Annotated in this window: 22 protein-coding genes; 5 read left to right on the plus strand and 17 right to left on the minus strand. The window is 52.4% G+C overall.

What is annotated here, in order from left to right:
* Positions 1 to 25: 25 nt before the first annotated feature.
* From HRU10_11855 to HRU10_11895, 9 genes are read right to left on the minus strand one after another with little or no spacing between them, the layout of a single operon-like run.
* Positions 26 to 523, minus strand: coding sequence for an AAA family ATPase (locus tag HRU10_11855; protein NRA27927.1), 498 nt, complete (start codon positions 521 to 523; stop codon positions 26 to 28).
* 30 nt (positions 524 to 553) lie between these two features.
* Positions 554 to 1,354, minus strand: coding sequence for a DUF4159 domain-containing protein (locus HRU10_11860; protein ID NRA27928.1), 801 nt, complete (start codon positions 1,352 to 1,354; stop codon positions 554 to 556).
* Positions 1,344 to 3,842 (minus strand): hypothetical protein, encoded by a 2,499-nt coding sequence (locus HRU10_11865; protein NRA27929.1) that lies wholly within the window; start codon positions 3,840 to 3,842, stop codon positions 1,344 to 1,346. The genes HRU10_11860 and HRU10_11865 overlap by 11 nt, the downstream gene beginning before the upstream one ends.
* Positions 3,839 to 4,909 carry a hypothetical protein gene (locus HRU10_11870; GenBank protein NRA27930.1) on the minus strand — a complete coding sequence of 357 codons (1,071 nt, stop codon included), beginning with the start codon at positions 4,907 to 4,909 and terminating at the stop codon, positions 3,839 to 3,841. The genes HRU10_11865 and HRU10_11870 overlap by 4 nt, the downstream gene beginning before the upstream one ends.
* Positions 4,837 to 7,182, minus strand: a complete 2,346-nt coding sequence (locus HRU10_11875; GenBank protein ID NRA27931.1) for a hypothetical protein — start codon at positions 7,180 to 7,182, stop codon at positions 4,837 to 4,839. The genes HRU10_11870 and HRU10_11875 overlap by 73 nt, the downstream gene beginning before the upstream one ends.
* Positions 7,183 to 10,650, minus strand: coding sequence for a hypothetical protein (locus HRU10_11880; GenBank protein ID NRA27932.1), 3,468 nt, complete (start codon positions 10,648 to 10,650; stop codon positions 7,183 to 7,185).
* A gap of 29 nt (positions 10,651 to 10,679) precedes the next feature.
* Positions 10,680 to 11,150 carry a hypothetical protein gene (locus tag HRU10_11885; protein NRA27933.1) on the minus strand — a complete coding sequence of 157 codons (471 nt, stop codon included), beginning with the start codon at positions 11,148 to 11,150 and terminating at the stop codon, positions 10,680 to 10,682.
* Between the two features lie 27 nt (positions 11,151 to 11,177).
* Positions 11,178 to 12,026 carry a hypothetical protein gene (locus HRU10_11890; GenBank protein NRA27934.1) on the minus strand — a complete coding sequence of 283 codons (849 nt, stop codon included), beginning with the start codon at positions 12,024 to 12,026 and terminating at the stop codon, positions 11,178 to 11,180.
* Between the two features lie 47 nt (positions 12,027 to 12,073).
* Entirely contained in the window at positions 12,074 to 12,793 is a 720-nt protein-coding gene (locus tag HRU10_11895) for a BatA domain-containing protein (GenBank protein NRA27935.1), read from the minus strand.
* 292 nt (positions 12,794 to 13,085) lie between these two features.
* On the opposite strand from HRU10_11895, the gene HRU10_11900 reads away from it, so the two are divergent.
* Positions 13,086 to 13,661, plus strand: coding sequence for a winged helix-turn-helix transcriptional regulator (locus tag HRU10_11900; protein ID NRA27936.1), 576 nt, complete (start codon positions 13,086 to 13,088; stop codon positions 13,659 to 13,661).
* 23 nt (positions 13,662 to 13,684) lie between these two features.
* Here the strand turns inward: HRU10_11900 and chrA are convergent, their stop codons facing one another.
* From chrA to HRU10_11925, 5 genes are read right to left on the minus strand one after another with little or no spacing between them, the layout of a single operon-like run.
* Entirely contained in the window at positions 13,685 to 14,863 is a 1,179-nt protein-coding gene (gene chrA, locus HRU10_11905) for a chromate efflux transporter (GenBank protein ID NRA27937.1), read from the minus strand.
* 51 nt (positions 14,864 to 14,914) lie between these two features.
* Complete coding sequence (locus HRU10_11910) at positions 14,915 to 15,841, minus strand: hypothetical protein (protein NRA27938.1); 927 nt, start codon at positions 15,839 to 15,841, stop codon at positions 14,915 to 14,917.
* Between the two features lie 10 nt (positions 15,842 to 15,851).
* A complete protein-coding gene (gene der, locus HRU10_11915; GenBank protein NRA27939.1) occupies positions 15,852 to 17,309 on the minus strand; it encodes a ribosome biogenesis GTPase Der in 1,458 nt (485 codons plus the stop codon).
* Positions 17,310 to 17,317: 8 nt separating this feature from the next.
* On the minus strand, positions 17,318 to 18,502 hold the full coding sequence (locus HRU10_11920; protein NRA27940.1) for an aminotransferase class I/II-fold pyridoxal phosphate-dependent enzyme: 1,185 nt from the start codon (positions 18,500 to 18,502) through the stop codon (positions 17,318 to 17,320).
* 2 nt (positions 18,503 to 18,504) lie between these two features.
* Positions 18,505 to 18,987 carry an Lrp/AsnC family transcriptional regulator gene (locus tag HRU10_11925; protein ID NRA27941.1) on the minus strand — a complete coding sequence of 161 codons (483 nt, stop codon included), beginning with the start codon at positions 18,985 to 18,987 and terminating at the stop codon, positions 18,505 to 18,507.
* 404 nt (positions 18,988 to 19,391) lie between these two features.
* Between HRU10_11925 and HRU10_11930 the strand changes: the two genes are divergently transcribed.
* The 3 genes from HRU10_11930 to HRU10_11940 all read left to right on the plus strand — a co-directional run bounded on the left by HRU10_11930 (position 19,392) and on the right by HRU10_11940 (position 22,543).
* On the plus strand, positions 19,392 to 19,700 hold the full coding sequence (locus HRU10_11930; protein ID NRA27942.1) for a hypothetical protein: 309 nt from the start codon (positions 19,392 to 19,394) through the stop codon (positions 19,698 to 19,700).
* A 107-nt stretch (positions 19,701 to 19,807) separates the two neighbouring features.
* Positions 19,808 to 20,884 carry a transporter gene (locus tag HRU10_11935; GenBank protein ID NRA27943.1) on the plus strand — a complete coding sequence of 359 codons (1,077 nt, stop codon included), beginning with the start codon at positions 19,808 to 19,810 and terminating at the stop codon, positions 20,882 to 20,884.
* 354 nt (positions 20,885 to 21,238) lie between these two features.
* Positions 21,239 to 22,543 carry a PLP-dependent transferase gene (locus HRU10_11940; protein ID NRA27944.1) on the plus strand — a complete coding sequence of 435 codons (1,305 nt, stop codon included), beginning with the start codon at positions 21,239 to 21,241 and terminating at the stop codon, positions 22,541 to 22,543.
* Between the two features lie 162 nt (positions 22,544 to 22,705).
* Here the strand turns inward: HRU10_11940 and HRU10_11945 are convergent, their stop codons facing one another.
* The 3 genes from HRU10_11945 to HRU10_11955 all read right to left on the minus strand — a co-directional run bounded on the left by HRU10_11945 (position 22,706) and on the right by HRU10_11955 (position 24,613).
* Positions 22,706 to 23,152 carry an NUDIX domain-containing protein gene (locus HRU10_11945; protein NRA27945.1) on the minus strand — a complete coding sequence of 149 codons (447 nt, stop codon included), beginning with the start codon at positions 23,150 to 23,152 and terminating at the stop codon, positions 22,706 to 22,708.
* A 69-nt stretch (positions 23,153 to 23,221) separates the two neighbouring features.
* Entirely contained in the window at positions 23,222 to 24,190 is a 969-nt protein-coding gene (gene tal, locus HRU10_11950; GenBank protein NRA27946.1) for a transaldolase, read from the minus strand.
* A gap of 90 nt (positions 24,191 to 24,280) precedes the next feature.
* Complete coding sequence (locus HRU10_11955; GenBank protein ID NRA27947.1) at positions 24,281 to 24,613, minus strand: DUF423 domain-containing protein; 333 nt, start codon at positions 24,611 to 24,613, stop codon at positions 24,281 to 24,283.
* A 206-nt stretch (positions 24,614 to 24,819) separates the two neighbouring features.
* On the opposite strand from HRU10_11955, the gene HRU10_11960 reads away from it, so the two are divergent.
* Entirely contained in the window at positions 24,820 to 25,485 is a 666-nt protein-coding gene (locus tag HRU10_11960; protein NRA27948.1) for a hypothetical protein, read from the plus strand.
* Positions 25,486 to 25,840 lie beyond the last annotated feature (355 nt).

Genomic DNA, 25,840 nt, shown 5'->3' on the forward strand with positions numbered 1-25,840 from the left:
TTTCAGACTTGTGAACGCTTGTACACTATAAAATGCGATTATTCGAAATTTTTCTCCCCGCACTTCTGGTCATACCCGCAGCCGTTACCTGATGTTCTTGCATAGCCTCCAAAAGCGCAGCCTGCGTCTTCGGTGGAGTCCGATTGATTTCATCGGCTAACAAAATGTTGGCGAAGACCGGACCTTTGACAAAAACCATTTTCCTACCTTCATCCGTATCATGCAGGATCTCAGTACCTGTGATGTCGGTGGGCATCAAATCTGGAGTGAACTGGATCCGGCTGAAATCTAGATGAAAAACATCTGCTAGCGACTTTACTAAAAGCGTCTTGGCCAGACCGGGCGCACCCGTAAGCAGGCAGTGTCCGCCAGCAAACAATGCTAGGAGCATCTGCTCAATGACAGCATTTTGTCCGATCACTTTTTTACTCAACTCGCTGCGAATGCGTTGATGAGCTGTGGCTAATTCTTCGATGAGAGCCACTTCTTCGGCAGTCTCAGGTATTATTGGGGAATCACTCATTACCTTTAAGAAAGATTAGTTTCAACACACTCAATGCGTCATGACATAAAAGAGGATATTCAGGCCCATGGGGTAAGCACGTTTTTGAGAAAACTCTTCAAAATACCAACGACTGTCCCCTTCGCGTTCCCAGCCATCGCCGAGGTCTGTATTTTGGCAGATCAACATCATGAGTCGACCACGATCATCACTCACCCCCCAATAGCGCGGGACATTCCTTGGGCTACCTTCCCACGTTATCCCCTGGTCTCGTCCCTCTAAAGCACGTTCAATTGAGGGGACCTGAGGTTTCTCGCGAATATTAAACACGATATTGAAAATAGGATGGCTCAAGCTGAGCTCCTCGGGCTCGCGGCCCGGTAATAGGCGCTTCAGCTGACGACGTATGTTCTCCCAGGTGTCGTCTCCCCAAAAGTCATCAACCATGATGAAACCACCCCGATTCAAATAGTCACGTAATACAGCAATCTCATCATTTTCCAAATACCAATCCTGGCCACGGTCGCGCGGATCGATCATGTAAATAAACGGATACTCTAAGATTCTTCGGTCACTGGCCTCTAAAACCACAGGATCGGGATTCACCTGCAGTGAGGTCATCTCATGCATGCGGAATAAAAAGTTTAAATCGCTATCGGGATAATCCGTGCGCCAGTTTCCGTGATGACGAGTCCTCAACCGGACAAAGACGAATGCTTCATCTAGGAACGCTGGATCTATCTCCCAATTATTTCGACCGGTTTGGGAACTCTGTTGAATGGCAACCTGGGTCTCGATGCCAGAAAGGCAGCATGCAACGCATAACAAAAAACTGGTTAATCTATTCACCATTTAACTCCAGGAGAAGATAGAGAGCTTTCTTATAGCGCGGCACGCGCTCAAGGGCGGCGAGTAAAAATTCACGTGCAGATTCTACATCATCGTCTTTGATCAAATTCGCCATACGGAAGTATATTTCTGGAACGTCTTCTGGGTCCAATTGCAGAGCAATAGAATAAGCCTTCATAGCCTCAGGACTAGCTCCCGATGACTCAGCCGCACGCGCCAGATCTAGGTATACATCCAGAGCCATCGGATTCACAGCGATCAAGCGGTAGCAATTACGAAGCGTAAGATCCCAATCTTCGCGCATCAACCCCAGTTCAATCAGTCTGCGATAAGCCGAGCTTAGGTTACCACGATACTGCGTAGACAGCTCAAGCATCTCTATCTCTCGCTCTGCATCCCCGCGATTTCGGTAAATCTCGGCTAGCATATTGTAGGGATTCTTAGATTCCGCGTTTATCGGATATGCCTCAATCACAGTACTCAGAATGTCCTCTGCGCCCTCCATCTTGCCTCGCTCTGTCAGACTTTCAGCAGCCTCCATCATCACCCAGTAATTTGCAGGATGATCTTTGATCAACATCAATGGGTCCCCTCCTCCGGCGACACGCTCAATGTCCGTAATTGCACGAAATTCGATGCCATCCGCAAGCTCGCTTGCTTGCTCTCGAGCATAAGCCATCAAGTCATCCATGAGCTGCTCTTCAGTCCCAAACTCTCCAACCTCGACGAAAACCTCCACTGCATTACGCCCCGCGTAAATCTCATCCATCCACGCGCGTATTCCAGGCAGGCCGAATCGATCTATGGCAAACTCCACAACTAAGGAAGAAAAGTAATATGCGAAGTCGACATCGGTGCTGAACACAAAATTGAGCTCATCGAGTAATGGAATCGGGCCCTCAAGAATCTTCCGAGCATGAGCTGCGTTCATCCGTCGCCCCCAGCTCGGATTAAATTGTTGCTCTCCCCAAACCGAGATGCCCTCAGAAAGCCATTTAGGCATTCGATTACGCGTGGCGGTAAGTGTCGCCGTGTGGAGAAACTCATGCACGAGCACCGCCTCCCAGTTCACGTCACCCAGACCCGAATCAGGGCTGACCATCGTAATCAAACTGCCAAAGCAAACACCTAAATACGACTCTCCCAAAGGCACTCCAAAAGTCCTCACCTCAAAATCGCTTAACTCAGGAAAGATCTCGATCACGACGTGCTCCGGAAGATCCACCCGATAGTCTTCGGCGACAATGGTCTCAAGTAGCTCCAATATTTCGAAGATGCGATTCCCATACGTAGCCATCTCCTCACGAGCCATGCGCAATACAAAGCGTCCCCGCTTGCGCGTAATGAAATCGGTGAGTTTATTCTGCAGCTCAGCGAGGTTAAACGCTGGCACATGATAAGGATCTTGATCGCGTATCGCATACAATGTGCGCCAGCCTTCTATCTCTTCCCCCGTTCGGAGCTGAGCCAGAGCGAGCTCAAATAAAGCCTCCTCACTGCGGCGTCCACCGGCAGTTGCGTCCCAAAGATAGGGAATAGCCTCCTCAAACAGATAGCGTCGGGAAAGTAACATTCCCGTTGTATAGTCAAATGCTGAGCCCACGGGAACACGCGCTGCCACATCTTCCTCAATGGCATCACGCGCTGCGAAATCACCTTCGAGATTATATATCACACCTATGATAGCCAGCGCCTCGCCGCTCGACGGGTTTATAGCGAGGACATCTTTGACAGCCGCTTCAGCACCCACGTAGTCACTGCGAATCAACGCATCAATGCCTCTAAAAATCAGAGCCGGAACATGCCGCGGGTTTTTCTCTAAGACCTCATCCAGCAGTCTATGGGTAACCTCTGGCTGCGACCTGCTCATCGCTACCGCTAAACCAAATTTGAGATCTGGATCGGCGGGATTATGACGTAAGCCCCGTCTGAAATTCTGGCCCGCCAGTTTGTGATCTCCTTTACGCAGAGCCAGAGAGCCGGCCACAAGATGAGGCCATCGATTCAACGGATCAGCCTGCCGAGCAGGCGTCACCACATTATCAAGCACGTCCCGCGCATCCCAGCCCGCGCGCAACATCAATTCAGCTGCTGCCATTTTTGTTTCCGTGCGACGCAGGTGCGCTCCACTCCGCGTTTCTTCACGTACCAGGTTGATGACCACCTGCTTCTCGGCCTCCATGGCATGGACCTCAAAAACCTGATAACACATCCAAAGAATTGCCGCGTCATTCGCATCGGACTGAGCCAACCGTGCCACGGCTGCCTTTTTTGCCTCGTCATAGCGTCCGAGTTCAAGCAGCGCGCGCATCTCATACACGACATACTCCGAAGGACTGCTCCGACGTTCAGAAGCTCCATCCACACGGTCTAGGCAGACTTCATATTCTCCAGCAAGGAACGTGTCTTCAAGACTCCTTGACTGCGCAGCCAAACTGGCCACACCGAAGAACCCTATCAGAGCCGTAAAAACGGACCGTCCACAGCTCATTGCACAGCCTCCTTCTGACGCTCTCTCGTAAGAAAGTCATCGATCGAGCGTTGCACCCGCGCCAGATCCAGAAGTGTCAATTCAAGCTCCCGTGTGTAGCGCCAGGGCGGCAAGTTTGCTTTGATCTCACGTAACTCATACACCTTGCGCTCATAAAAATCTCGATCATCGCGCAAGCCCTTTGGGATCAAGAGTTCCATCGAATCGTATACCCATTTTAACTGACGAGCACGTAACCCATCGGGCACCCCGCCTGGCGCTACCTGAGCGTTCAATCCGTCAAACATGACAGCCTGTGAACCTCGACCGTCCCCGTTGTCATCAATGATGGCGTTTTCGGTCACCACCTCATTTTGCTCGTCATAATAGGCCTCGGTTTTTCGTGAAGCATAGAGAAATGACTCCAACAGAGAGATCGATTCGTCTTTATCCAAATCCGCTGACTCCTCTGCAATCGCGGTCGAGAAAAACTCACCAAATCTGGCGAAATCGGCCTGACGCTCACTGCGCGTAGCTGCGATTAATACACGATCATTCCCGAGGCAGTGGGTGACAAAGGGACCGCTGGCCGAGCTCAGCATGATCAACACGATGGGACGCGAGAACGAATCGAGCATATCTCCCAAACGCTGAGAACTGATATCAGGCCCCTGAAGATTGAACTTGGCGAAACGTCCATCAAAAGCTCCGTGCCCAATCCAAAGCATCCACATTGGCCGGTCCCCAACCCGGGGCTGTTCACGCAACCAATCATCGATCTCAGCGAATGTAGCACCCGCGCCAAACCCGTCTAAGACCGTGGTCTGAAAACCACCCGTGTGACCGGCATCCTCAAAGCGAACGATCCACTCAGCAAAGTATTGGTCAAACACTTCGCCACCGGATACCCCTTGAACAATCAATAAGTCACGATCGTATGGGCTCGATTGGCCCGAAACACTTGGTGTGATACCCACTGCCCAGAACCATACCAAAGAAAATACTGCCAAGGCTCTCATGATAAACCATGCCGCCTCCTCACGGCTATCTCCACGCACCATAGAGCGATTGCAGAGATGAGAATCCATGGTGTCTGCCACAGCGGATTACTCCACGACTCTAGATCCTCCCTATTATTGGCAAGAAACAGACCAGACAAACCCACAGCTTCGTCTTCAGTCAAAATGCGCCCTCCGGTCACACGAGCCAGCTCCTGCAGCCGCTCCACATTTGGCATAATCTGGCGCATTTCTTCAGCAGCAGGCTGGTAAGCAAAGCCACTTTCTACCGAGATCGCATCAAACCCATCTCCGAGCTGGACACCCTCAAATTTAACACGATAGAAACCGGCTTCAGTGGGCTCGATCTGCCCCATATATCTACCTAGCACCGTCGGATCCGCGTCAAAAGTCTCGGTGATCACCGAACCCTCTGGATATTGTATATCTACATCGAGTGAGATCGCATCAATCGCGATGAAGTCGGGATCCAAGACACTCAACACCCACTCGGGACGCGCCACGCCATCATCACCCACAGGTGACTCCAAAACGGCTCGTTGGCGAACATCCGCCACCTGCCACCGAAAAAATTGCCGCCATGCTCGGCCCATATCAATCGTCGCCTCATTTGTCCCCATCATGCCCCATCGCCACACATCACCCACCATAAGCGCAGTAGCCTTGCCTCTTCCAAAGCGTTGATATGCTAAAGCTGGCCAACGCAAGCCCTCGCGGTCGACGACCTCAGCTAACACACGAGCACCGGGTTTGACGCCCTCCACCGCATTGAGCACCTCAAATGCAGGCATATCAGCTAAGCGCTGTTTTTCGAGTTCTTCAGTAAAGCGCAAGCGCATCCAAGGCTCGCGCCAGCCTTCATCACTCAGGGTCCATCGGAAAGGACCACGCCCATACTGAAATCTCGAACTGCCCAACCTCACAGGGAGCACCTCAGCCAATGGAGTAGCATGAAACCCGCCGCGCTGAAACGACCCCTCCCCACCCATCATCACCAAAGCACCTCCGCGCTCAGCAACGAAATCATGGATAAGATCCAACTGTTCTTGAGTGAAAAATCCCGCACTTATGTCGTCGAGAACCAGCACATGGAAATCGAATAGGTCCTCGGCCGAAGAGGGAAATCCATTTCTAAGGATCGGGTTTGGGGGACGGTCTAATTGGATAAAAACGTGGCGTCCGGCATCCTGACCCGCATCCAGATCACCAGGCATGTTCGGAGCGAGTCCCCCCGTAGTTCTAGAACCTCCGAGCCCCTGCCATGACATGCTACGAACCGGTTCGGCTACACGAATCAAACTGGAAAGCTCAATTTCCGAATCCTCCATGAGCGCTCGACGGACAAATTTATGCTCCCAGCTTGCTCGCCCACCCACATAAAGCACCCGAAAAGGTCCCCCGCGCGGCTCAATGGTTAGACCGCGAAAATTATTGGCAAAAGTGACTTCCTCAGACCGTTTCCTGGGATCTACGATACCCACCTCAACTTCCAGAAATTTTGGATCTGACTCGAGCTCACCGAGGCGAAAGACTGGGCTGAAGGTCATCACCCCGCTTTCCGGAAGATATTCCTCATAGGCCCATTCCTTACCAGCCTCATCAGTGGCGCGCAAAAAGACAGCCTCTCCGTCCAGACCAGATGCCTGGAGCACCACAGACAGGTTGATGGGAACATCGCCAAATAAATCGCGCTCTGTTTTTAAAGACAGAATCGAAACATCAACAGGCTCGACCCGATCGGCCTCCCAAAGTACTGGAAATACGGGAGGAAGGCGCTCCGAGATCCCACCTTCTATCGGCCAATCTGTTGCATTTCCGTCAGAGAATAACAAAATCGCTGCAGTAGAAGATTCGCCATAGCGCTCTTGAAGCTGCGAAAGACCATTGAACAAACGTGTCTCGGTGTCCTCAAAGTCGGTTGAAGTAGGATTCTCTTGGAACTTCAAAGACTCCCCAACCGTAAAATGAGAGTAGTCAAAATCATCGACGCCCAGTCGCTGCCGCTGCTCCAGCTCATTAAGAATCCGAGTCGACATCTCGGCCAAGGTCTGGCCATCTGGCCCATTTTTCAGCTGCATACTTTCGCTGCTATCAAGGAGCTGAATTACGGATAACTTGCCAGGCACTGCACGCTGATACCGCATCGACGGTTCCATCAAGCAAAACAACAACAGACTGATCGCAGAAAACTTACATAACAAAGCGACAAAGCGAGCCAACGGATTGAGCAAAGTCGCTTTGCGGTATCCCCATAAAAGAATCAAGAGTGCTGCTACAAACAGCACCGGAAGCAGCCAGACCCAATTGGGCTCAGCAAAGAAAAATTCGCCCTCAGTGTCCATCTATTCTCTGCCCAGCCTTTCGAAATAGGCTTTTACTCGATCCCCATAGGCCTCGGGAATAGGATTCTCCACAGCAGGCGCCAACAACGCACTTCCTCCCTCGATCTCGCGGATTCTTCCGTCGAGCTGATATCTTACTTCGCGTAACGGTGAAAAAACCAATTGGCGCAACAAGTCCCACTGGGGCATCGTGTCATCTCTCGACGCCTCCGCAAAGAGTGTTTCCATAACCTCACGCGCCTCGCGAACTTGACTCCGCGAACGCTCATCGTTGATCAACTCCTCCACAATACGCAAACGCTCGCCCCAGTCATCAGAATTACTAAATCTGCCAGAGCCGACACCCACCCCAGAACTCATGTCTTGGTTGAATGCTTCGGAAGCAGCAGAGCTAGCATGATCGCTGGTTTCTGATGCCTCTCCTGCCAAGCCTTCTCGGAGTTCCTCAGATAATTGATCTAGCTCGGATCGTGCAAGCTCCAGGCTGCTCAGCTCTTCTCCCAAAGCTGAGGCTACTGCTTTGTCTAAACTTTCCTTGAGAGCAGCCATAGATTCGCGCGCTTCCATCTCGAAAAAACTTCCTGAGCCAAATTGCCCACGCTCCAGAGCTTCAGAGGCGTCCTCTAACGATGCTGCGATCGGCATGCGCATGGAACGCACCAACATAGCGTCAATATGCCGGGCCAGCACAGGATTGCTCCGCACTGCGTCGAGAGCTAAAGCATCCATTTTGCTCATGAGAGCATCAATACGTCTCGCCTGATCCACAAGGTCATGGACCAACTCCAGTTCAAAGCCTTGCAAATTACTTCCAATCTCCGATTCACCATCAGCGATCTTCCTGCCGATCTCTTGCTGTCTACGCATCAGGCGATCCATCTCTTCGCGCGCGCCCACTAGGCTTTGAGTCAAAGCTTCGGCAGCGACATCGCTCATTTCTGACTCTAGACGCTCGACCTCACTCGACGCGGATTCACCTGCCTTTTGCGCCGTCTCCAGATCACCCTGCTCCAATGCCTCTGCAGCGACGCGCATCGAAGATTCCATCGCATTGAGCGCATCTTGCGCAGACGTTGATGCGTCAGAGCTGTGCCCACTTTCAGGTCCATCCGAAGTTCCTGCCAAATTTTCGCTGACCTCACCTGAAGCCGCTTCTTGTGCCGAATCCTGGGCTATTTGACCCGCTTCGTTTTTAAGGGTCCGTTGTTCATCAGCGAGACGTTTCAACTCTTCGCGCAAGCGGTCACGTTCACTCTCGTTTGCGGCATTTGCGAGATTCTCTGTAAAACGCTGTAACCCCTGATTGATCTGTTGTTGCCGCCTCGCAAGCTCCCGAAGTCGGTTTAAAAACGCTAGGGTCTCGCGCTCGGCTTCGCTAAGCTCCATCTCTGCCAGAGTCTCGTTAGCATAGGTATCGTCGGAAGGAGTCAGGTCCAAATCAAGTTCACCGGCTCCAGCGTCTGCCAGTGTCCTCTCAGGTGCGTCTTCACCCGGCTGCCCTTCCGTTAGGAGAACGCTGTCAGGCGCGATTTTCAAAAGAGCGCGCAACGCCTCTCCAGCTCGATCATGCGCTTGTTCGACCACATCTTTTATCGAACCGTTATCAGACTCCGCAACACTGAGTGCATGCGTTACAACCTCAGACGTAGCGACCATAGCCTCATTCGCCAAACTGAGAATCTCTTGCCTCTCGAAGTCTCGCACACGCGCAGAAATTCTCTCTAACTCTGACATATTATTGTCCTGTGATGTGGAGATGCTGCTCAAGTCTTCAAACAAAGCACCTTTATCTCGCGAAGAATAGGGCACCTCATTTCGTATTTGCCATAGCGCATCCTTAATCTGTTGTTGAACCTCAATAAGGGGGTCGGCCTGATACCGGCTGCCACCACCAATGAATCTAAAATAGCTAAGATCAAGAGAACGAACGAGCGCGTAATTCATAGGAGTCGTATGCGTCCGTGGTTCTCCACGAGGCCCCACATCCTCAGCCCACAAATACCATGAGATCATGTCTCCAGGCGTGACGCCTTCCTTCTCTAAATCAACCAAGGTCGTAAGACTCATACGGCGCTCACCCTCGACATTTGGAGTAGCTTTCAAGGTCACCGGCTCTTGGGCACCAACGCGATAAGTCAGGCCGTGGTCCACCACACCCCGAGCGTAATCAATCTCCGCTTCGATAAATAGCTCCTGCAGCGGACTTACTTCAATATCACGAGCCGGATAGGTGAGAGTCAGCACCGGTCGGACCTCTGGGATGACCTCCAAAGTAAACCGACGCGACCGATCTTCACGCCCCACTTTGTCTAGCAGATAGACTTCAAAACGATCAGTATCTCGCGTCCAAAAACCGCCACGATACAAAAGGGGGTCCTCATCAGAAACTTCCAACTCCATGTTATTTGTAGCAGGAAAGTCACGCGCCAGAAGAGCCACGCGCGCCATTGGCTTGTTGACGCGGATTTCAAAATCGAAGCTCGCACCTTCATGGGCCCGTATCCGTCGTGGCTGAACCATCCGGCGGTCCCGATGCTTAAACCGGTGCGGATAGTCAACTGTTACAACAAGCTCCTCCACACCTGGCATTTCATAGACCTGATACTCGAATATCTGTCCACCTCCATTGCTGAACCTGATCTGATAAAAACCCGAACGATCGATTCGGTGGATGCGCTGAACAAAAAGATGCGGTTTGTTCACCTGTGTTTCCATTTGGACCTCAAACCATAGGCTATCTTCGCCCTCCAAATCCCAAGAAAGCTCGCCAGTATGTTCGTCTGCTACTGCGTCTCCATAGCGCAGCATAATCTGCTCGGGAATGGACTTAGGGCTGACCTCGGGTGTGAATGATAGTCGAACTACGATACTGCCTCCGCGTCGGACCAGCGTATCTCCCGGCAACACCGTATACTTCTCTTTCCAAAGAAAAGAACTGGGCCCTAAGTCTATCCGCTCAACGGCGGGCATTATAAATAAAGTGGATAGCAACAAAACCACCGCAATCGCCCCCAAACCCGCGCTGAGTTCAAGCACAGCGAGTTGTTGCTTGCTCTTTCGCGTGGCGAGATGACGCCGCTGCATCTCCTCGGTCGCCTGTTTCACCACCCGATCACGCAACACCGAGGACACACGGGACTGCTCACCCGCCACCGAATCAAGTGCAGTCAAAACCAGAGTCTTATCCGTTCCACGCTCGTCATGCACCCAGCCCTTGATGATCTCTCTACCCGAGAATTTTCTGATAGCGACGAGTCGCTTTACGGTCTGAAACAAGATTAAACCAATGGCACCATAAACCGCAAAATACCACCAATGACGAGCCGCTGCAGCCACACTCTCCAAGACTAGGGCGCAACCCAAGACAACCATAACCAGCGCAGCAATACCGCGCAGCCGCCAGACCCAAAGCTTCTCTCGCTCTGCCTTCCAGGTCTGGATCTGACTCTGAAACTTACTTTGACTCACGGCTGCAATTAGAAGGTTAGCACTGGGAACTACGCGGTCCGAGGCTTGAGATTTCTGCTCCAGATTACTTCAAGGACAAACAAGCCCAATACAATCCATAGAATAAGTTTCCAAAGCCTCTGGGTTTGTTCCGTCAATACCAGCACTTCAGCGACAGCTTCTTCAGAGATGGTAGTCTCTGCATCAGCTGCTTCTACTTCTGGAAACTGCCTTTCTGAAAGACCCACAGCAGCCAGAGCGGGTCCATCCAAGACCGCGGTCCGCGATTCCTGAGGATCGACGTTCACAGCAAACTCTCGCAAAACGCCACCCCGGTCACGCAAACGATACACCCCAGGTTCGTTCAGAATAAGATCCGATCCGGGCTCTGGGACCGTAGCTGAACCGTCTGGAGCAATAACAGAACGCCCCGCCAGACGTTGAGCTGAAATCACGTCTCCCACACGATACTGAAGATCAAGCGCTCGTTCAGAACGGAGTGATCCCAATTTGCCATGCAAGACTGCAACAAAACGAGGCGACAGCACCTAGTTACTATCACGACGGTCCCAACTCGAGTTCATAATAACGATCGACCCGGACCCGAGCGTAACGTCGATCCAAGCAGGTTCACCACTGGAATAACGCGCTATCACTCGATGGGACACTTCATCAAAAAAATCCCCTCCAATGCGCTGATAGCGGATGGTTCTCAAATCGGAGAAAGTTTGGTGTTCAGCTGAAACAAACGGAGCAAACAGTGGATCAGAAAAATCGATTTCTCCGTAGCGAACACCCGCGTTGTTTGTAACCGTTCTCAACTCAGTCTCAGAACCAACTAAAACACTGAGTAGTTCCTCCATAGCTTTGTCGCGCAGCATTAAGAAGACCGACAAGCCACGCTCAACACGCCGGGATAACACCGCCTGAACTGACTCAGAAAGTGGCGACGCCACAATAACCCAGTCCGCCATGATCAATGAAACCGGTACATCTGGATCATCCGGTAATAGATGCTGAAATTGCACGACATAATTCGGAGCATCCACCATCGCTTTCTCCAAATAAAACGCCGTGCGTTCGCTATCAATCGCCCCTTCATCACCCAGATAAACTACACTGATTATTTCCCACTGAGCATTTGCCACATAGGTCAAATCATCGAACCTCCTCGAGCCTCCCGGACTCACAGAAATCGCTCCAATCGACTCTGCGTCGAATTGCACAATCTGGCTCTCACGACCCTGCCAAAAAACTTTGGCAAACTGTTCCCCATCTGAACCCTTAAGCTGGATCGATTCGCCATCCATCACACCGTCTGAAGGACCCAGCACCCTCACCCACTGTTCCCCGAGACCCACCTCACGTCGAGCGGCTGTCTCAGGTACCCAATGCACACCAAAGTTTCCTCCAAGGTTTTGCCCCACCGCGATATGTTGTAGCCCTATTTTTTTTCAGACAGACTCCCTTCCCACCAATCTGAGAAATCACTCCCCTCCTGAAAGTCAGAAATCAGCACAATCTCCCGGGTCAGGGAAATCGGCTCCTCAGGCTGAGCGCGGATCCCCGTGTCCAGTGTGCCCTCCAAACTAGACAACAGCTCGACCGCTTCCGACACAGCCCGTCCAGTATAAGTCCCATGCCATGAGGGAGAAAGTGTGCTGAGCCCACCCAGCAAGTCATTCTTGCGCGATTCAAGATCGTTCTCGTTCCACACGGGACTGGGCGCGAATCCTACCCATTGCTCCAAACTGCGATCATAAACCGCCAGCGCGATATTATCGCCAAAGCGCATTTCGGAAATACGCCCCCTGACCGCCGCCAGAGCCTCTGCCCAGGCATCCCCACGCATACTGGCGCTGCGGTCTATCAGGATAATGGTCTGCCGCTGATCATTTCCGGGACCCAGCGGCGGCGGCAAACCCTTATTGAGAAAAGGCCGAGAAAACGCAAATGCCAGAGAAACAAGGATCAGGCATCGCAGAATGAAGAGCCAGAATTGCTCGATGCGACGCTTCTGCTTACGCGGAAGCTGCGTGGGCTCAAGAAATAGAGTCGCACTAAAAAAGCGGCGCGTCTTCGGACGGCTCCACATCAGGTGTAACCACAGCGGAATGAAAACCGCAAGGATACCGAGAAGATACCAGGGGGACAATAGACTCATTTATGCGGGGTAGCAGTAAATCGGATGTACCGGATAAACAATGTCTCGTTGATAGCAGTTCAAACAAATTAAGCATCCAGCCGAAGATCGCCGTATGAACGGAAAAAGTTCAGGCGGCTGATCAAAATGAAAAGGCTCGCGGACTTCCCCACAAGTTGCAGCCTGTGGCGCATGTTATCAATCAAACCCAAGAGCGAGGCAAAATGAATGTCTGAAAGCCAACATCTTGAGTATAAACGCGAGCTGGGTGACTCCCTTGAGAAAGAGGTGATTGCTTTTCTAAAGTTTCGCGATGGAGGTCAGATCCATATCGGAATCGACGACGCAGGGCCGCCTCTTCGAGCCAGTCGCACTACGCGAAGCAGTCATCAATGCCATCATCCACAACGATTACAGCTATGAAGGCGTCCCGAAATTTGAACTCTTTGCAGACCGCCTTGAAATCACTTCCACGTGTGGCATCCCCCAAGGTTTGAGCGAGGCAGAGTTTTTCGAAGGCTACTCCATGCCTAGGAATAAAGAGCTCATGCGCATATTTAGAGATCTAGACTTGGTCGAACAACTCGGCTCGGGTATGCCGCGGATTCTACACGCCTACCCTAAAACCAGCTTCCATTTCACCGACAATTTCATCCGTATGGTTATACCCGTATCGGGGAAAAGTTCGGGGGAAAGTTCGGGGAAAATAATTCAAGCAATCCAAGAAAATGGCCAAATCACGATACCAGAGCTGGCGCAAGCCATCGGGATATCCACGCGTGCAGTCGAAAAACAAATCGCAAGACTACGTGACAGCAGCCTCATCCGTCGCGTCGGCCACGCAAAAGGCGGCTACTGGGAAATCACTCCAGCTGAGACACGCGACTGAGCTGGGCCGCCACACGAGGCGGCTCAAAACACCCAAGCCCCGACGACCGCACACCCGATAACTAATGCCCACACCGGCAATTTCGCATATTTCAAGAGAGCGAAAGCCATTACAGTAAACGCCAGTCGACCGCTATCCGCCTCTATACCCTCAGCGATAATTGGACTACAGAATGCCGCAAACAAAAGGCCGACCACGACCGCATTCGTACCCTTGAGCCCAGAGCGAATCCAATCCATGCGACGCAAACGATCCCAATAGGGCAACAAGCCCAAAACCATTAGCCACGAAGGCACATAGACCATCACAAGAGCAAACAAACCACCCACACTCCCCCCTGGTCCCAAATTGATTACTGATCCTAGGAACGCCGTAAAAGTGAATAGTGGACCCGGCATAGCCTGAGTCGCACCATAGCCAGCAAGAAAGGTCTCTGCATCCACCCATCCTGCACCGACAGTATATCGTTCGAGCAGTGGCAGCACCACATGCCCCCCTCCGAAGACCATAGAGCCCGCACGATAAAAAGCATCCGCCACCGCAAACAAACTCCCAGGAAACAACGCGGCCAATACCACAAATGCCAAGAGCCCAGCGAAAAAAGCCACAAGCAACGCACGTCCAGGCAGTCTCTCAGCACTCAAGCCAACTGGCTCGGAAGCTGGCTCTGCCTTTTCATCAAAAAGAAAACATCCCACAGCAAACCCGCCCAGAATTACTCCGATCTGCATCAAAGGGTGCGCCACAACAACCAGCACTGCCGCCGCAGCGGCCGCGATCAATGCAGTCGAGCGATCGGGACATAGCTTAGTGTAAAGAGTCAGCAGCGCGTGGGCCACGACTACCACAGCCACCAACTTCAAACCAATGATCCAACCCGCTGCATCCAGGATACCCATCGAAGACATACCCAATCCAAAACCAATCATGAGCACCGCCGAAGGCAGCGTAAAACCAGCCCAGGCTAAGAAAGCTCCGAGCACCCCTGCCCGCCGATATCCGATGGCAAATCCAACCTGACTGCTCGTCGGGCCAGGTAAAAACTGACGCAGTGCCACTAGATCAGCATAACTCGCCTCATCGATCCACTTACGCTGCTTAATGAACGCGTCGTGGTAATAGCCCAGATGCGCCACCGGGCCACCAAACGCAATGCACCCAAGCCGCAGAAAAACTAGAAACACCTCAGTAGGTCGATTCATCCGGCCAACCTGAGATTATGATCCGGCTCGAGGTGCATGGATCGTCGCCCTTCACAAAACCCCAGCCAAAAAGTCCATAGCCGCTGGCTTCAGAGACTCATTAAACACGTCCACCGAGTCCGGCCTGGGTAGATCACCCACGAGCCCCCAATTCTCAACATGTTCCACCGTCTCTCCCGGCTGCACCATACCGAACACACCCAGTGTCTCGATCTCGATGAAATCGGGACAAAAATAAGTCTCAAAGACACAGCCCTCGTCTGGATAATCACCATTCCTGGTGGGCACTTGAGCCTTCAGAAATGTGCCACCTGGCTGCCAGTAGGCAGACCACGCCGGATAATCTCGGACGCCAAGCTTCTGAACCGATCGGTTGCCACACGTATCGACCCCGATGTGGGTCTGATGAAATTGCCACTGTGGCACGGAAAAATCCGTGTATGGCCAAAGCACGATCGCATTGTTTGGCAGCAGACTCCCCGCGCCATGGTCCCGCTTTTCGGGCAAGGGCAACGCAAGATACCCCCCCATCGACATGACCGACAAAGCCCAAGGCGCCATCTCGATGGGCCAAACTGAGCGATTGGTTAACTTGTGGAGAACGCGCACTGAGGTCGAATCGATAAAGCTGATCTCGATCTCCTTCAAAGTCTGATTCTTCGGATCAATTGGCTGAGTGATGCGGACACCCCCAGGTATGGCCTCATAAGCGATCGCTGCATTATCAAGCTCGGGTGTGCGAGTCAGCTCCTCTGGAGCCACCCAAAAACGGTGGCCGCCCCGCAGCATAAACTCCGACTCGCCAGAGCCTCCGATCTGATCGGCGTCATTGTAAAAAAGGTTGGGTCCATCCCTAAAACCGAATTCGATGATCCGCAGTCCAATGCTCGTTGGAACCGTCAGTCGAGCGGCATCGGTCGTGATTTGGACGGCGTCCCAACCGCCATAATCCACCTGAGAAAGCTTAGAGATTTCCATGAGACTTTTATTATTTGCGCTTGCGGGATTTGGGGCGTCGGTAGGTTTTTTTGGGTTTAGGACGCGGCTTTTCCTCTTCGTCCAGATCTTCGACGTAGCGCTTGTTTTTGCCCATGAGTTCGAACTCGACCGGACATCCTTGAAGGTCGAAAGTCTCTTGGAGCCCTTTTTCCAAATAGCGACGGTAGGTATCCTCAAGGCGCTCCTCCTGATTGCAGAACAAGCGAAATTTATAGGGTCGCCGTCCCACATGAACGGCATAGAAAATTTTGAAGCGTTTGGAGTGCGTGATCTTTGGCGCACGATGCTCCAGCAGCTCTTGGATACGGGCATTCAAACGACCCGTTGGGATATTCTTATCCAGCCGTTCATTAAGCTCCCGCGCTGTCCGCATGAGCTTTTCCACCGAGAAACCCGTCTTGGCAGACGTGAACAAAACAGGGGTCCCGGGCAGGAAAAAAAGCTGGTCAGGAACCGCTTCAGCGTAGGCTTTACGGAACTCCTGCTCACTGCGGTATTCGGGCATCGGGTCGTTCCGGAAGCGCTCAAATACCAGGTCCCATTTGTTCACCACGATGATCAGGGCCTTACCCCACTTCTGTGCCATGCCCGCCAGCTTTTGTTCTTGGCGCGTCACACCCTCCTCGGCGTCAATGACAAGGAATACGATATCCGAGCGCTTGATCGTCTCTTCTGTGCGCAATGCAGAGAAATACTCCACCGAGCTGTCTACCTTAGTTTTAGCACGGAGGCCAGCCGTATCGCACAACTTAAACTTCCAAACCTCGCCCGAGCGCGATTGAAAATCCAAGTCCAATTCGACCGCGTCGCGTGTGGTGCCCGGGATTTCGCTGACGATGACACGCTCTTCGCGCAACAGCGCATTGGTCATCGAAGATTTCCCGACATTGGGTCGACCGATCAGGCTGATGCGAATGCGATCTTCTTTGGCTTGAGCAGGCTCGGCTTCTCCGAGTTCATCAAAAATCACGCGCTTGATGGAATCGATCCCCAACTTGTGCTCGGCAGAAACAGTCAGCATTTCGCCAAAGCCCAGTGCACTAAATTCCGCAACGGCATTGTCACGCGTGGCAGGATCGTCGACCTTGTTGATCAGCAAAACCGGCTCGCGCTTTAGCTTACGAAAGGCTGCGGCCAAGTTCTCATCTACCGGCGTAATGCCGTCTTTAGCATCGACCACAAAGAGAATAATTTCCGCCGCCTCGATGGCGAATTGAACCTGCTGCTCAGTCGCGGCATGAATAATTTCCGGCGTCGCATCCGGCTCCATGCCAATACCACCGGTGTCCAGCAGGGTGTAGCCATCCCGTGTTTCGTAGGTGATGACATCGCGGGTCACGCCCGGCATATCATGCACAATCGAGATGCGGCGACCGGCTAGGCTATTAAACAATCGGCTCTTCCCGACATTCGGACGACCCACCAGAGCTACTGAACGGTTTTTAATGGCCTGACTCACGCGGAGACTCCTTTCCCAATCTTCTCCAAATAGCCCTCGATACGATCCGCAGCCTCGATGAGCTGGTCATAAGATGTCGAATAGGCCGCCCGCACAAAGCCTTCACCTCCAGGTCCAAAAGCAGATCCCGGCACTACGGCGACGTCATCATCCAGCAAGCCCTTGGCAAAGTCCATCGAAGACAAACCCGTCGAGCGGATGTCTGGAAAGAGGTAAAACGCACCACCGGGAACGTGACAGTCGAGCCCCATCTCATTGAAGCGACGGGCCAAAAAATCACGCCGCTCACAGTAACGCTCCTTCATCTTGGCCACAGAATCATCCCCGTGCGCTAGCGCCTCGCGAGCGGCCTCCTGGCTGAGAATTGGAGCGCATAGCATGGCGTATTGATGGACCTTCATCATCGCCTCGATCCAGTCTTTAGGCCCACAAGCATACCCGATCCGGAAACCCGTCATAGCCCAAGCTTTCGAACACCCATGGAGAAAAAGCGTCCGCTCTTTCATACCCGGTAGATCAGCGATACTGTAATGAGGCTGATCATCGTAAGTCAGCTCAGCATAAATCTCGTCACTTAGGATAAGGAGGTCCTTTTCACGAGCGAAGGCTGCGATGTCCTCAAGCACCTTCTTAGGAAAGACTGCGCCCGTCGGATTCGTCGGAAAATTGAGCATCAACGCCTTGGTCCCCGGCTGCCAAGCAGCACGCAAATGATCGACATTGAGGGCAAACAGGTCGTCCTTTTTCGTCTGCACCGGAATGGCGACCCCATGAGCGAGTGCAATCGATGGGTTATAGCTCACGTAGCATGGTTCATGGTAAAGCACCTTATCGCCCGGATTGAGAATCGCGCGCAATGCAATATCGATCGCCTCGGAGACACCCACGGTTGTAATAATCTCTGTAGCTGGGTCATACCCCATACCGAAATTCTTTTCCACATAGCGGCTAATTTCGCGGCGAAAGCTGATTAGACCACGATTATCGGTGTAGCTCGTTCGTCCCTGTTCAAGGGCATAGATGGCAGCTTCGCGGATATGCCAAGGCGTCACAAAATCGGGCTCCCCCACGCCGAGTGAGATCGCTTCGGGCCTTTGTTGTACAACCGCAAAAAAGTCGCGAATGCCCGAGCGCGGCAGATCACGCACCGTATCAGCCAGGTAAGGAAAGGACATGCTCATGACTACGGGCTGACAGCAGGTTTATCCAACTCACCTTCTTTGCGAACGAGAATAAAGCCCTGCTCCTTGTAGGTACGCAGGAGAAAATGCGTCGCTGTCGAAAGCACACCTCCAATCGTTGAGAGACGCTCAGATACAAAAGATGCTATGCTATGCAAGTTGTCCCCTTTTGCGAAGATAAGCAGGTCATAGCCCCCTGACATGAGGTAACAGCTATCTACCTGCTCAAACTTACTGATCCGGTCAGCCAAACGGTCAAACCCCCCATCACGCTCGGGTGAGATTCGTACCTCGATGACGGCACGGACGCGGTTTGGCTCAGCTGACTCAGAATTCAAAATAGGCCGCCAGCCCAACAAAATGTGCTCGGCCTCCAATGCCGCCAACTCCGCCTCGACCGCCGCCTCGGAGAGGTCGAGTATGCGCGCCATCTGCGCGGTCGTGAGCCGTTCACCATCCAGAAGGAGTTTTAGGACCTTGTTCATGTTTTTTGCAGATAAAGCCGAGGAACATGCTAGGATCAGCCGCTCGAAGCAACTGTTAAGGTGGGTGGGCATCAGATACGGATGAGAGCGAGAGCGCGCGGCGCGCTGTAGGGTGATCGCGAGAGCGATTGCCGTGGGGCGGACGTAGACTCGGACCAGGCAACGGCTGTCACCGTCACCCTACAAAGTGTTCGCGTTTATTCGCGTCCATTAGCGGAACCAAAAATAGAGCCCGCCCAATACTTTATTCGTCAAACTGAACCCATGAAAATCATTGCCGTAAGCCTTGAACGCCAACATCCACTGATTTCGGAATTCAAATGCTCTCTTGCCACCCAATCACCCGTTGCCTCGGCATCATCTTATGTTGCTGGTTCCTGAGTGGTCCCCTACTGCCGCTTCAAATGGTGGCCTGGACCTGGATGATTGTAGATTATGCCGCTGAGAGCACGTGGACCCAAGCGATTGAGGAAACCTTCTCTGGGGAACGGCCGTGCGAGCTATGCTTGGCGATCCAAGCTGCTGAAGATCAAGGCCGCGAAGATGGTGACAATCAAATCGCAGCTGGCAGTGAGCTAAAGTTTTTTGCCCGTGAGAGGCATATAGTCGATCCACCCCAAGGGTGTGTTCTGTTCGATCCACCCCGGTCAACAGATAGCTGGGATTCGAGGAATTACCAGGTTCCCGAGCCTCCTCCACGAGGCCAAGCATAGCGCAGCGCCGAAGCCGGCGCATATCCATAAGGGCACAGCTCAAAGCAGTGCCGATCGATCACCCGTTACCGCAGAACTGCGGCTCCATCTTTAGACTACGCTATACTATGAAATTTTCTCTTGCTAAAACACTCGCTCTCACAACTGCCCTGTCAGCGGCATCGATCCACGCTGACCATGCCTCACTCCCCAACGACCACGCCCCCATTTCGATCATGGGCGACCACACCCACGCCGCCGGCGAATGGATGCTGAGCTACCGCTACATGTTTATGGATATGGATGGCATCCGCTCAGGAGACGACGCCATTTCCATTGAAGACGTGTTCAATCTGGACGGTGGCTACACCGTAAGCCCAACCAACATGGAAATGGACATGCACATGTTCGGTTTAATGTATGCACCGACCGACAGCCTCACGCTAATGGTGATGGCCCACTACATCGAGACCGAGATGGAGCATCAGCTTTTCCCCGGTGCTCCGATGATGCTCACCAATGTCGTGGGCGGCGATAGCTTCACTACAGAATCTTCTGGCTGGGGAGACCTGAGCCTTTCGGCGCTTTATGAATTCCATTCCACCGATCACAGCTCGGCCCACTTAGGCCTGGGCATCAGTATCCCAACCGGCTCAATTGATGAGGAAGACAATACGCCACGCCCTGGCATGCCTCCCTCCTTCCCGGTTCAGCAACTACCCGCACCGATGCAACTGGGCTCCGGCACGTTCGATCTTCTGCCCTCGATCACCTATGTCCACCGATTCGACATGTGGAAAATAGGCGGGCAGGCGCGCGGCGTGGTGCGCTTGGAGGACGAGAATGACAACGGCTACCGCCTCGGTCACATCTTCGAGGCAATCGGCTGGGCAGGTTATGACTTCAATGAATCCGTTGGACTCACCCTAGGCCTGAGCTTCAAAGACGCCGGTGAGCTCAAGGGGCTCCAGAATGGCGTGGGGCGAATGGGTCCTAACGGACGCTCGGTCACAACGGCATTTGGCGAAAACTACGGCGGCAGCCGCCTCGATGCCATTATCGGTCTCAATCTCTACGCCCGAGAAGGCGTGTTGGCGGACCACCGTCTCGCCATCGATGTGCGCCTTCCTATCGCACAAGACCTCAACGGCATCCAACTCGAAACAGATCTGGTCGCCACAGTAGGCTGGCAAAAAGCATGGTAAGAACGGGTAGATTCCAATTCGTTTTCAAAAAGCCTCGGCCTTCCGAGGCTTTTTCACGCGACATCACACATGGGTCTAACGCGAGCATTTTGCCCTGCCTCAAGATACAGGATGTTAGTACCAGGGTTTTTGCGAAGCTCCATACTCCAGCAGATTGTGCATCATTCACCACAGTTTATTGGGCAAATCGTGCCTAAATTTCTGCGAAATTCTGCGCTTTCCGCGGCTTAATCGATGCCTCGTGAAAGATCAGGAAACACCGGGTAAGAATGCCGCTTTCAAGTTGCATTTAGATTGAGATCAAATCCTAGTCCTTGCCGAGAAAACTGATCGACGCTCAACCCACACACAAACATGCCAGACACACCCACACCCCAAGGCCTCGGCACCCGCGCTTTGCATGCCGGTCAAGCACCCGACCCAACTACAAATTCGCGCGCGGTCCCTATTTATCAGACGACCTCTTACGTCTTCAACGACACTGAGCACGCGGCCAACTTGTTTGCACTCAAAGAATTGGGTAACATTTACACCCGCATTCAAAACCCGACCACTGACGTGCTGGAAACACGGATTGCAGCTCTCGAAGGTGGGGTTGCATCGCTCGCACACAGTTCCGGACAAGCAGCGATCACAAACGCTATTCTCAACATTTGCGAAGCGGGCGATCACATGATCTCTGTTTCCCAACTCTACGGCGGCACTTACAACCTCTTCCACTATACGCTTCCCAAGCTCGGCATTGAGGTATCGTTCGTCGACGCTGATGACCCCGAGGCTTTCAAACAAGCGCTCAAGCCCAATACAAAACTCATCTTCGGCGAAGGCTTGGGAAATCCGCGTCTGAATATTTTTCCATTCGAAGAGGTAGGAACCATCGCCAAAGAGGCCGACATCCCTCTTATTATAGATAACACGGCGCTCTCTCCTTACCTCAACCGCCCCCTAGAATGGGGAGCCAATGTCGTCGTCCACTCGACCACAAAATATATTGGCGGCCATGGTGTTGCCATTGGCGGCATCGTCACCGACGGGGGTAATTTCAATTGGGGTAATGGCAAATTCCCAGGCTTCACCGAGCCCGATCAGAGCTACCACGGTTTAGTTCATTGGGACGCCTTCCAAGCTTTCCCACCCGCAGGCGGCGCCAATGTGGCTTACATTCTTAAAATGCGCCTCCAGTATATGCGCGACACCGGTGCTTGCCCGGCACCGATGAATACCTGGCTCACCCTTCAAGGCGTCGAAACCCTTCATCTGCGTATGGAACGCATCTGCCACAACGCCCTCGAAGTCGCCAAATTCCTAGAGAGTCACGACCAGGTTGACTGGGTCAATTACCCCGGACTTCCTTCCAGCAACTACCATGCTGCAGCTAAGAAGTATTTATCTGGCGGCTTTGGTGGCCTCGTCGGATTCGGAGTCAAAGGCGGCATGGATGCAGGGAAACAGTTTATAGAGAAACTGAATCTCTTCAGCCATCTTGCCAACATCGGCGACGCCAAGTCCCTCGCCATCCACCCGGCATCGACTACCCACTCTCAACTGACCTCACAAGAGCAGCAAGACAGTGGTGTGACTGCGGACTATATCCGTCTCTCCCTCGGGATTGAAGACACTGCTGATCTGATTGCCGATCTCGAAGCAGCATTGGCTTAGAGGCGGGATCAATCTCCATTGCCTGTTTAGCATCTCTACCTAAACGAAGCGGCAATCGCTTTCGCGATCACGCATAATCACCTAATAGACTGGAGGACGGTGCTTCGTCGCCGCCGTAGGCGTGTTGGGAATTCTTCTCCGCAGATCTATCCGCAAAATTCTTTAACCCAAAGAAAGCGTCTCCAGCTTCTGCAGCCGTCTATCCAAATCCCTTGGATAGACTGTCAGGCCAGGTAGGTCTTCCAGGCATACCCAACGGTGCCCCAATTGATCTTCATCTAGATTTAGGGCAACCTTCTTGGTTTCGTCTACGATACGCGCTGCATAAAACAGCTCTACTTGGTGAAAGCCCGGATCGAGCTGACTGTGCGGTTCGCGATCCTGGATTACTTCGCGCTCGAATAGCAGTCGGCCCGGTTCGATCGTCAGGCCGCATTCTTCTTCGATTTCTCGAACCAACGCCTCAGCCAAAGTTTCGTTGTGTTCCACGCCGCCCCCAGGGGTCATATACCAGTAGCCGTCTTTTCCGCTGTGTTCGTTCAGTAAAATATGGCCGTCCCGGATCAACATGGCACGCACACTGAGTCTTATTGGAGAAGGCATCTTCATGATTGGAACAGTCGACACAAAAAAGGCGACACCGCAGCGTCGCCCTTGAATATTTGAGTAAGAAAAAACTCAGAGTGCCTCGGCGATCATTTCGCGCAGCGTTACCATGTCCTTGCCAAAGGCTCGAATACCCTCGCTCAATTTCTCGGTAGCCATCTGATCTTCGTTCATCATCCAGCGGAAGGTCCTCTCGTCCATGTCGATCTTTTCGATATCCGAAGCTTTCGCGTCCTCGACATTCAATTTAGCTGCGACCGGTCCATCCATCTTCGAGAGCTCATCGAGCAGCTTGGTATTGATCGTCAGTAAATCACATCCAGCCAATTCCAGGATTTCACCGCTGTTGCGGAAGCTCGCTCCCATCACCTCGGTATCATAACCAAACTTTTTGTAGTAGTTATAGATGGACTTTACACTGACAACACCCGGATCAGTTTCCGCAGTATAAGTCTCACCAGTAGCTGCCTTATACCAGTCGAGGATGCGTCCAACAAATGGTGAGATCAGCTTAGAACCCGCTTCGGCACAGCCGATGGCCTGAGCGAGTGAAAACAATAGAGTCATGTTACAATCGATGCCTTCCTTCTGCAGGATGCGAGAAGCTTCGATTTCCTCCCATGTCGATGCGATTTTTATAAGGACCCGCTCCTTGCCGATCCCGGCTTGGGCATACAGGTCAATCAATTCGCGAGCTTTCTTGACAGTGCCCTCGACATCAAAGGACAAACGCGCATCTACCTCCGTCGAAACACGACCTGGGACGACCTTCAAGATTTCAGTCCCAAAAGCTATGAGCGTGCGGTCGATGACCGCATCGATCAAAACGTCGCCCGTGGCAGTGCCCTTGAGGTCAGCAATTGCTTGGTCGAGTATCGGACGGTAGGCGTCCTGTTGAACCGCCTTTAAAATGAGAGTCGGGTTCGTTGTCGCGTCTTGAGGCGCGTATTCCTTGATCATCTCAAAATCCCCGGTATCAGCCACCACGGTGGTGTGCTGTTTCAGGAGTTCGAGAGCGCTTTGGGCGGTTGCAGTTTCCATAATCGATAGTGCGGTTTTTGGGTTAAAAAATTGGAGCTGTGTTTAACCGTCTCGGGAAAATCTGTCGAAGACAAGCACAGCAAGGAGAAGTTAATTTTGTTCTTCCGATGAACGATTCTGATCGATCGCCAACGCAATAGATGCCCAAACCCAGCCAATCAACATGATTAGCCCACCGATCGGAGTGATCGGACCGAGCCAGCGCGGCCCCTCTAGTGCAAGTCCATATAGCGAGGACGAGAAGATGACGCTGCCCCACAACCAACACAGCATAGGCCCATTTTTTCGGCCCGATAGCATCCATGAGAGAGCGGCCACAGCGTGCGTCAGTTGATAAAAAGTGGCTGTTTCCCACGTATCCTTTGTCCCAGCTTCGTTTAAAAACTCCTCGAGTGCATGCGCCCCGAAAGCACCCAGAGCCACGCTGGCAGCACCCCATAATCCTAGTAATAGCCCGTATTTGTTCACGTTTTTGGTTGTTGAATTAACAATTAAATGAATGACACAGCTACGATAGTTAGGCAACGACTGTAAAAATATGCTTGATTCTCTTGTCGACGGTTTCCAATTTGCTGCGCTGAGACTGGGCTATCACCTAGTTTTAGCAAACACACACTACACAAACTACAATGAAAAAGACCATCACTGCTATCGTAGCAGCCTTCGCTGTTGCTTCTGCTTCAGCACAAGAGCTGTCTATCTCAACTACCGTAGGTTACGAATCAACTTACATTTTCCGCGGCGCGGAACTCGCTGACGACATCTTCCACGGTTCGGTAGACTTCGCTTATGGCGATTTCTATGCAGGCATCTGGACTGCTCAGCCTATCACAGAAAGCCAAGCAAACGAAATCGACTTCTATGCTGGTTACGGTGTTGCAGTATCTGACCTCGTATCCCTCGACTTCGGTGGAACAATCTACTACTACCCCGAAGCTGGTTCTGGCGACGAGTCTACTTTCGAAGCCTACATCGGAGCTGCATTCGACGTTCTTGCGTCACCTGCGATCTACGTCTACTATGACTTCGATCTCGAGTGGGTTACTGTAGAAGGTTCTGTCGGATATAGCATCCCTCTTAGCGAAGAGGCATCTTTTGACCTTGGTGGTTACATCGGTTACATTGATGGAGACGACATCGATGGCGGTTACTACGTAGGCGCTACTGCTGACATCTCTTACACATTCACCGACTACGCATCAGGTTCTATCGGAATTCGTGTTTCTGACCTTGACGACGATCTTGGTGGCGACGGAGAGTTCTACTGGGGCGCTTCTTTCTCTGCTGGATTCTAATCCATCTGAGAAGACACTTCAGATTTATTTTAAAGGCCGCGTTCTACGCGGCCTTTTTTTGTCTCAGTTTACCCTCAGAGACTTGTTAACACTGTCGCATTCTCGCAGATGTAAATGGGACCGACCGCGACCTAGGCTTAGCCACGTTGCTCAGTCGACGTGTCTCTACGGTGTGGATCGAAGCAACGACCCGAGCCCCGATAGAGCGGGACGACTGCGACAAAGGCAGTTTATGAAACTCCCCATCCCTCTAATTACACTCTATTCTTGTATTCTTGCGGGTGCAATTGAGGGGACGGGGAGTTCTTTGCACTGGATATACAACGATCACCGTAAAAGAGAGGAGCTATTACTC

It is taken from the genome of Opitutales bacterium (genome assembly GCA_013215165.1).
Taxonomy (GTDB): domain Bacteria; phylum Verrucomicrobiota; class Verrucomicrobiia; order Opitutales; family JABSRG01; genus JABSRG01.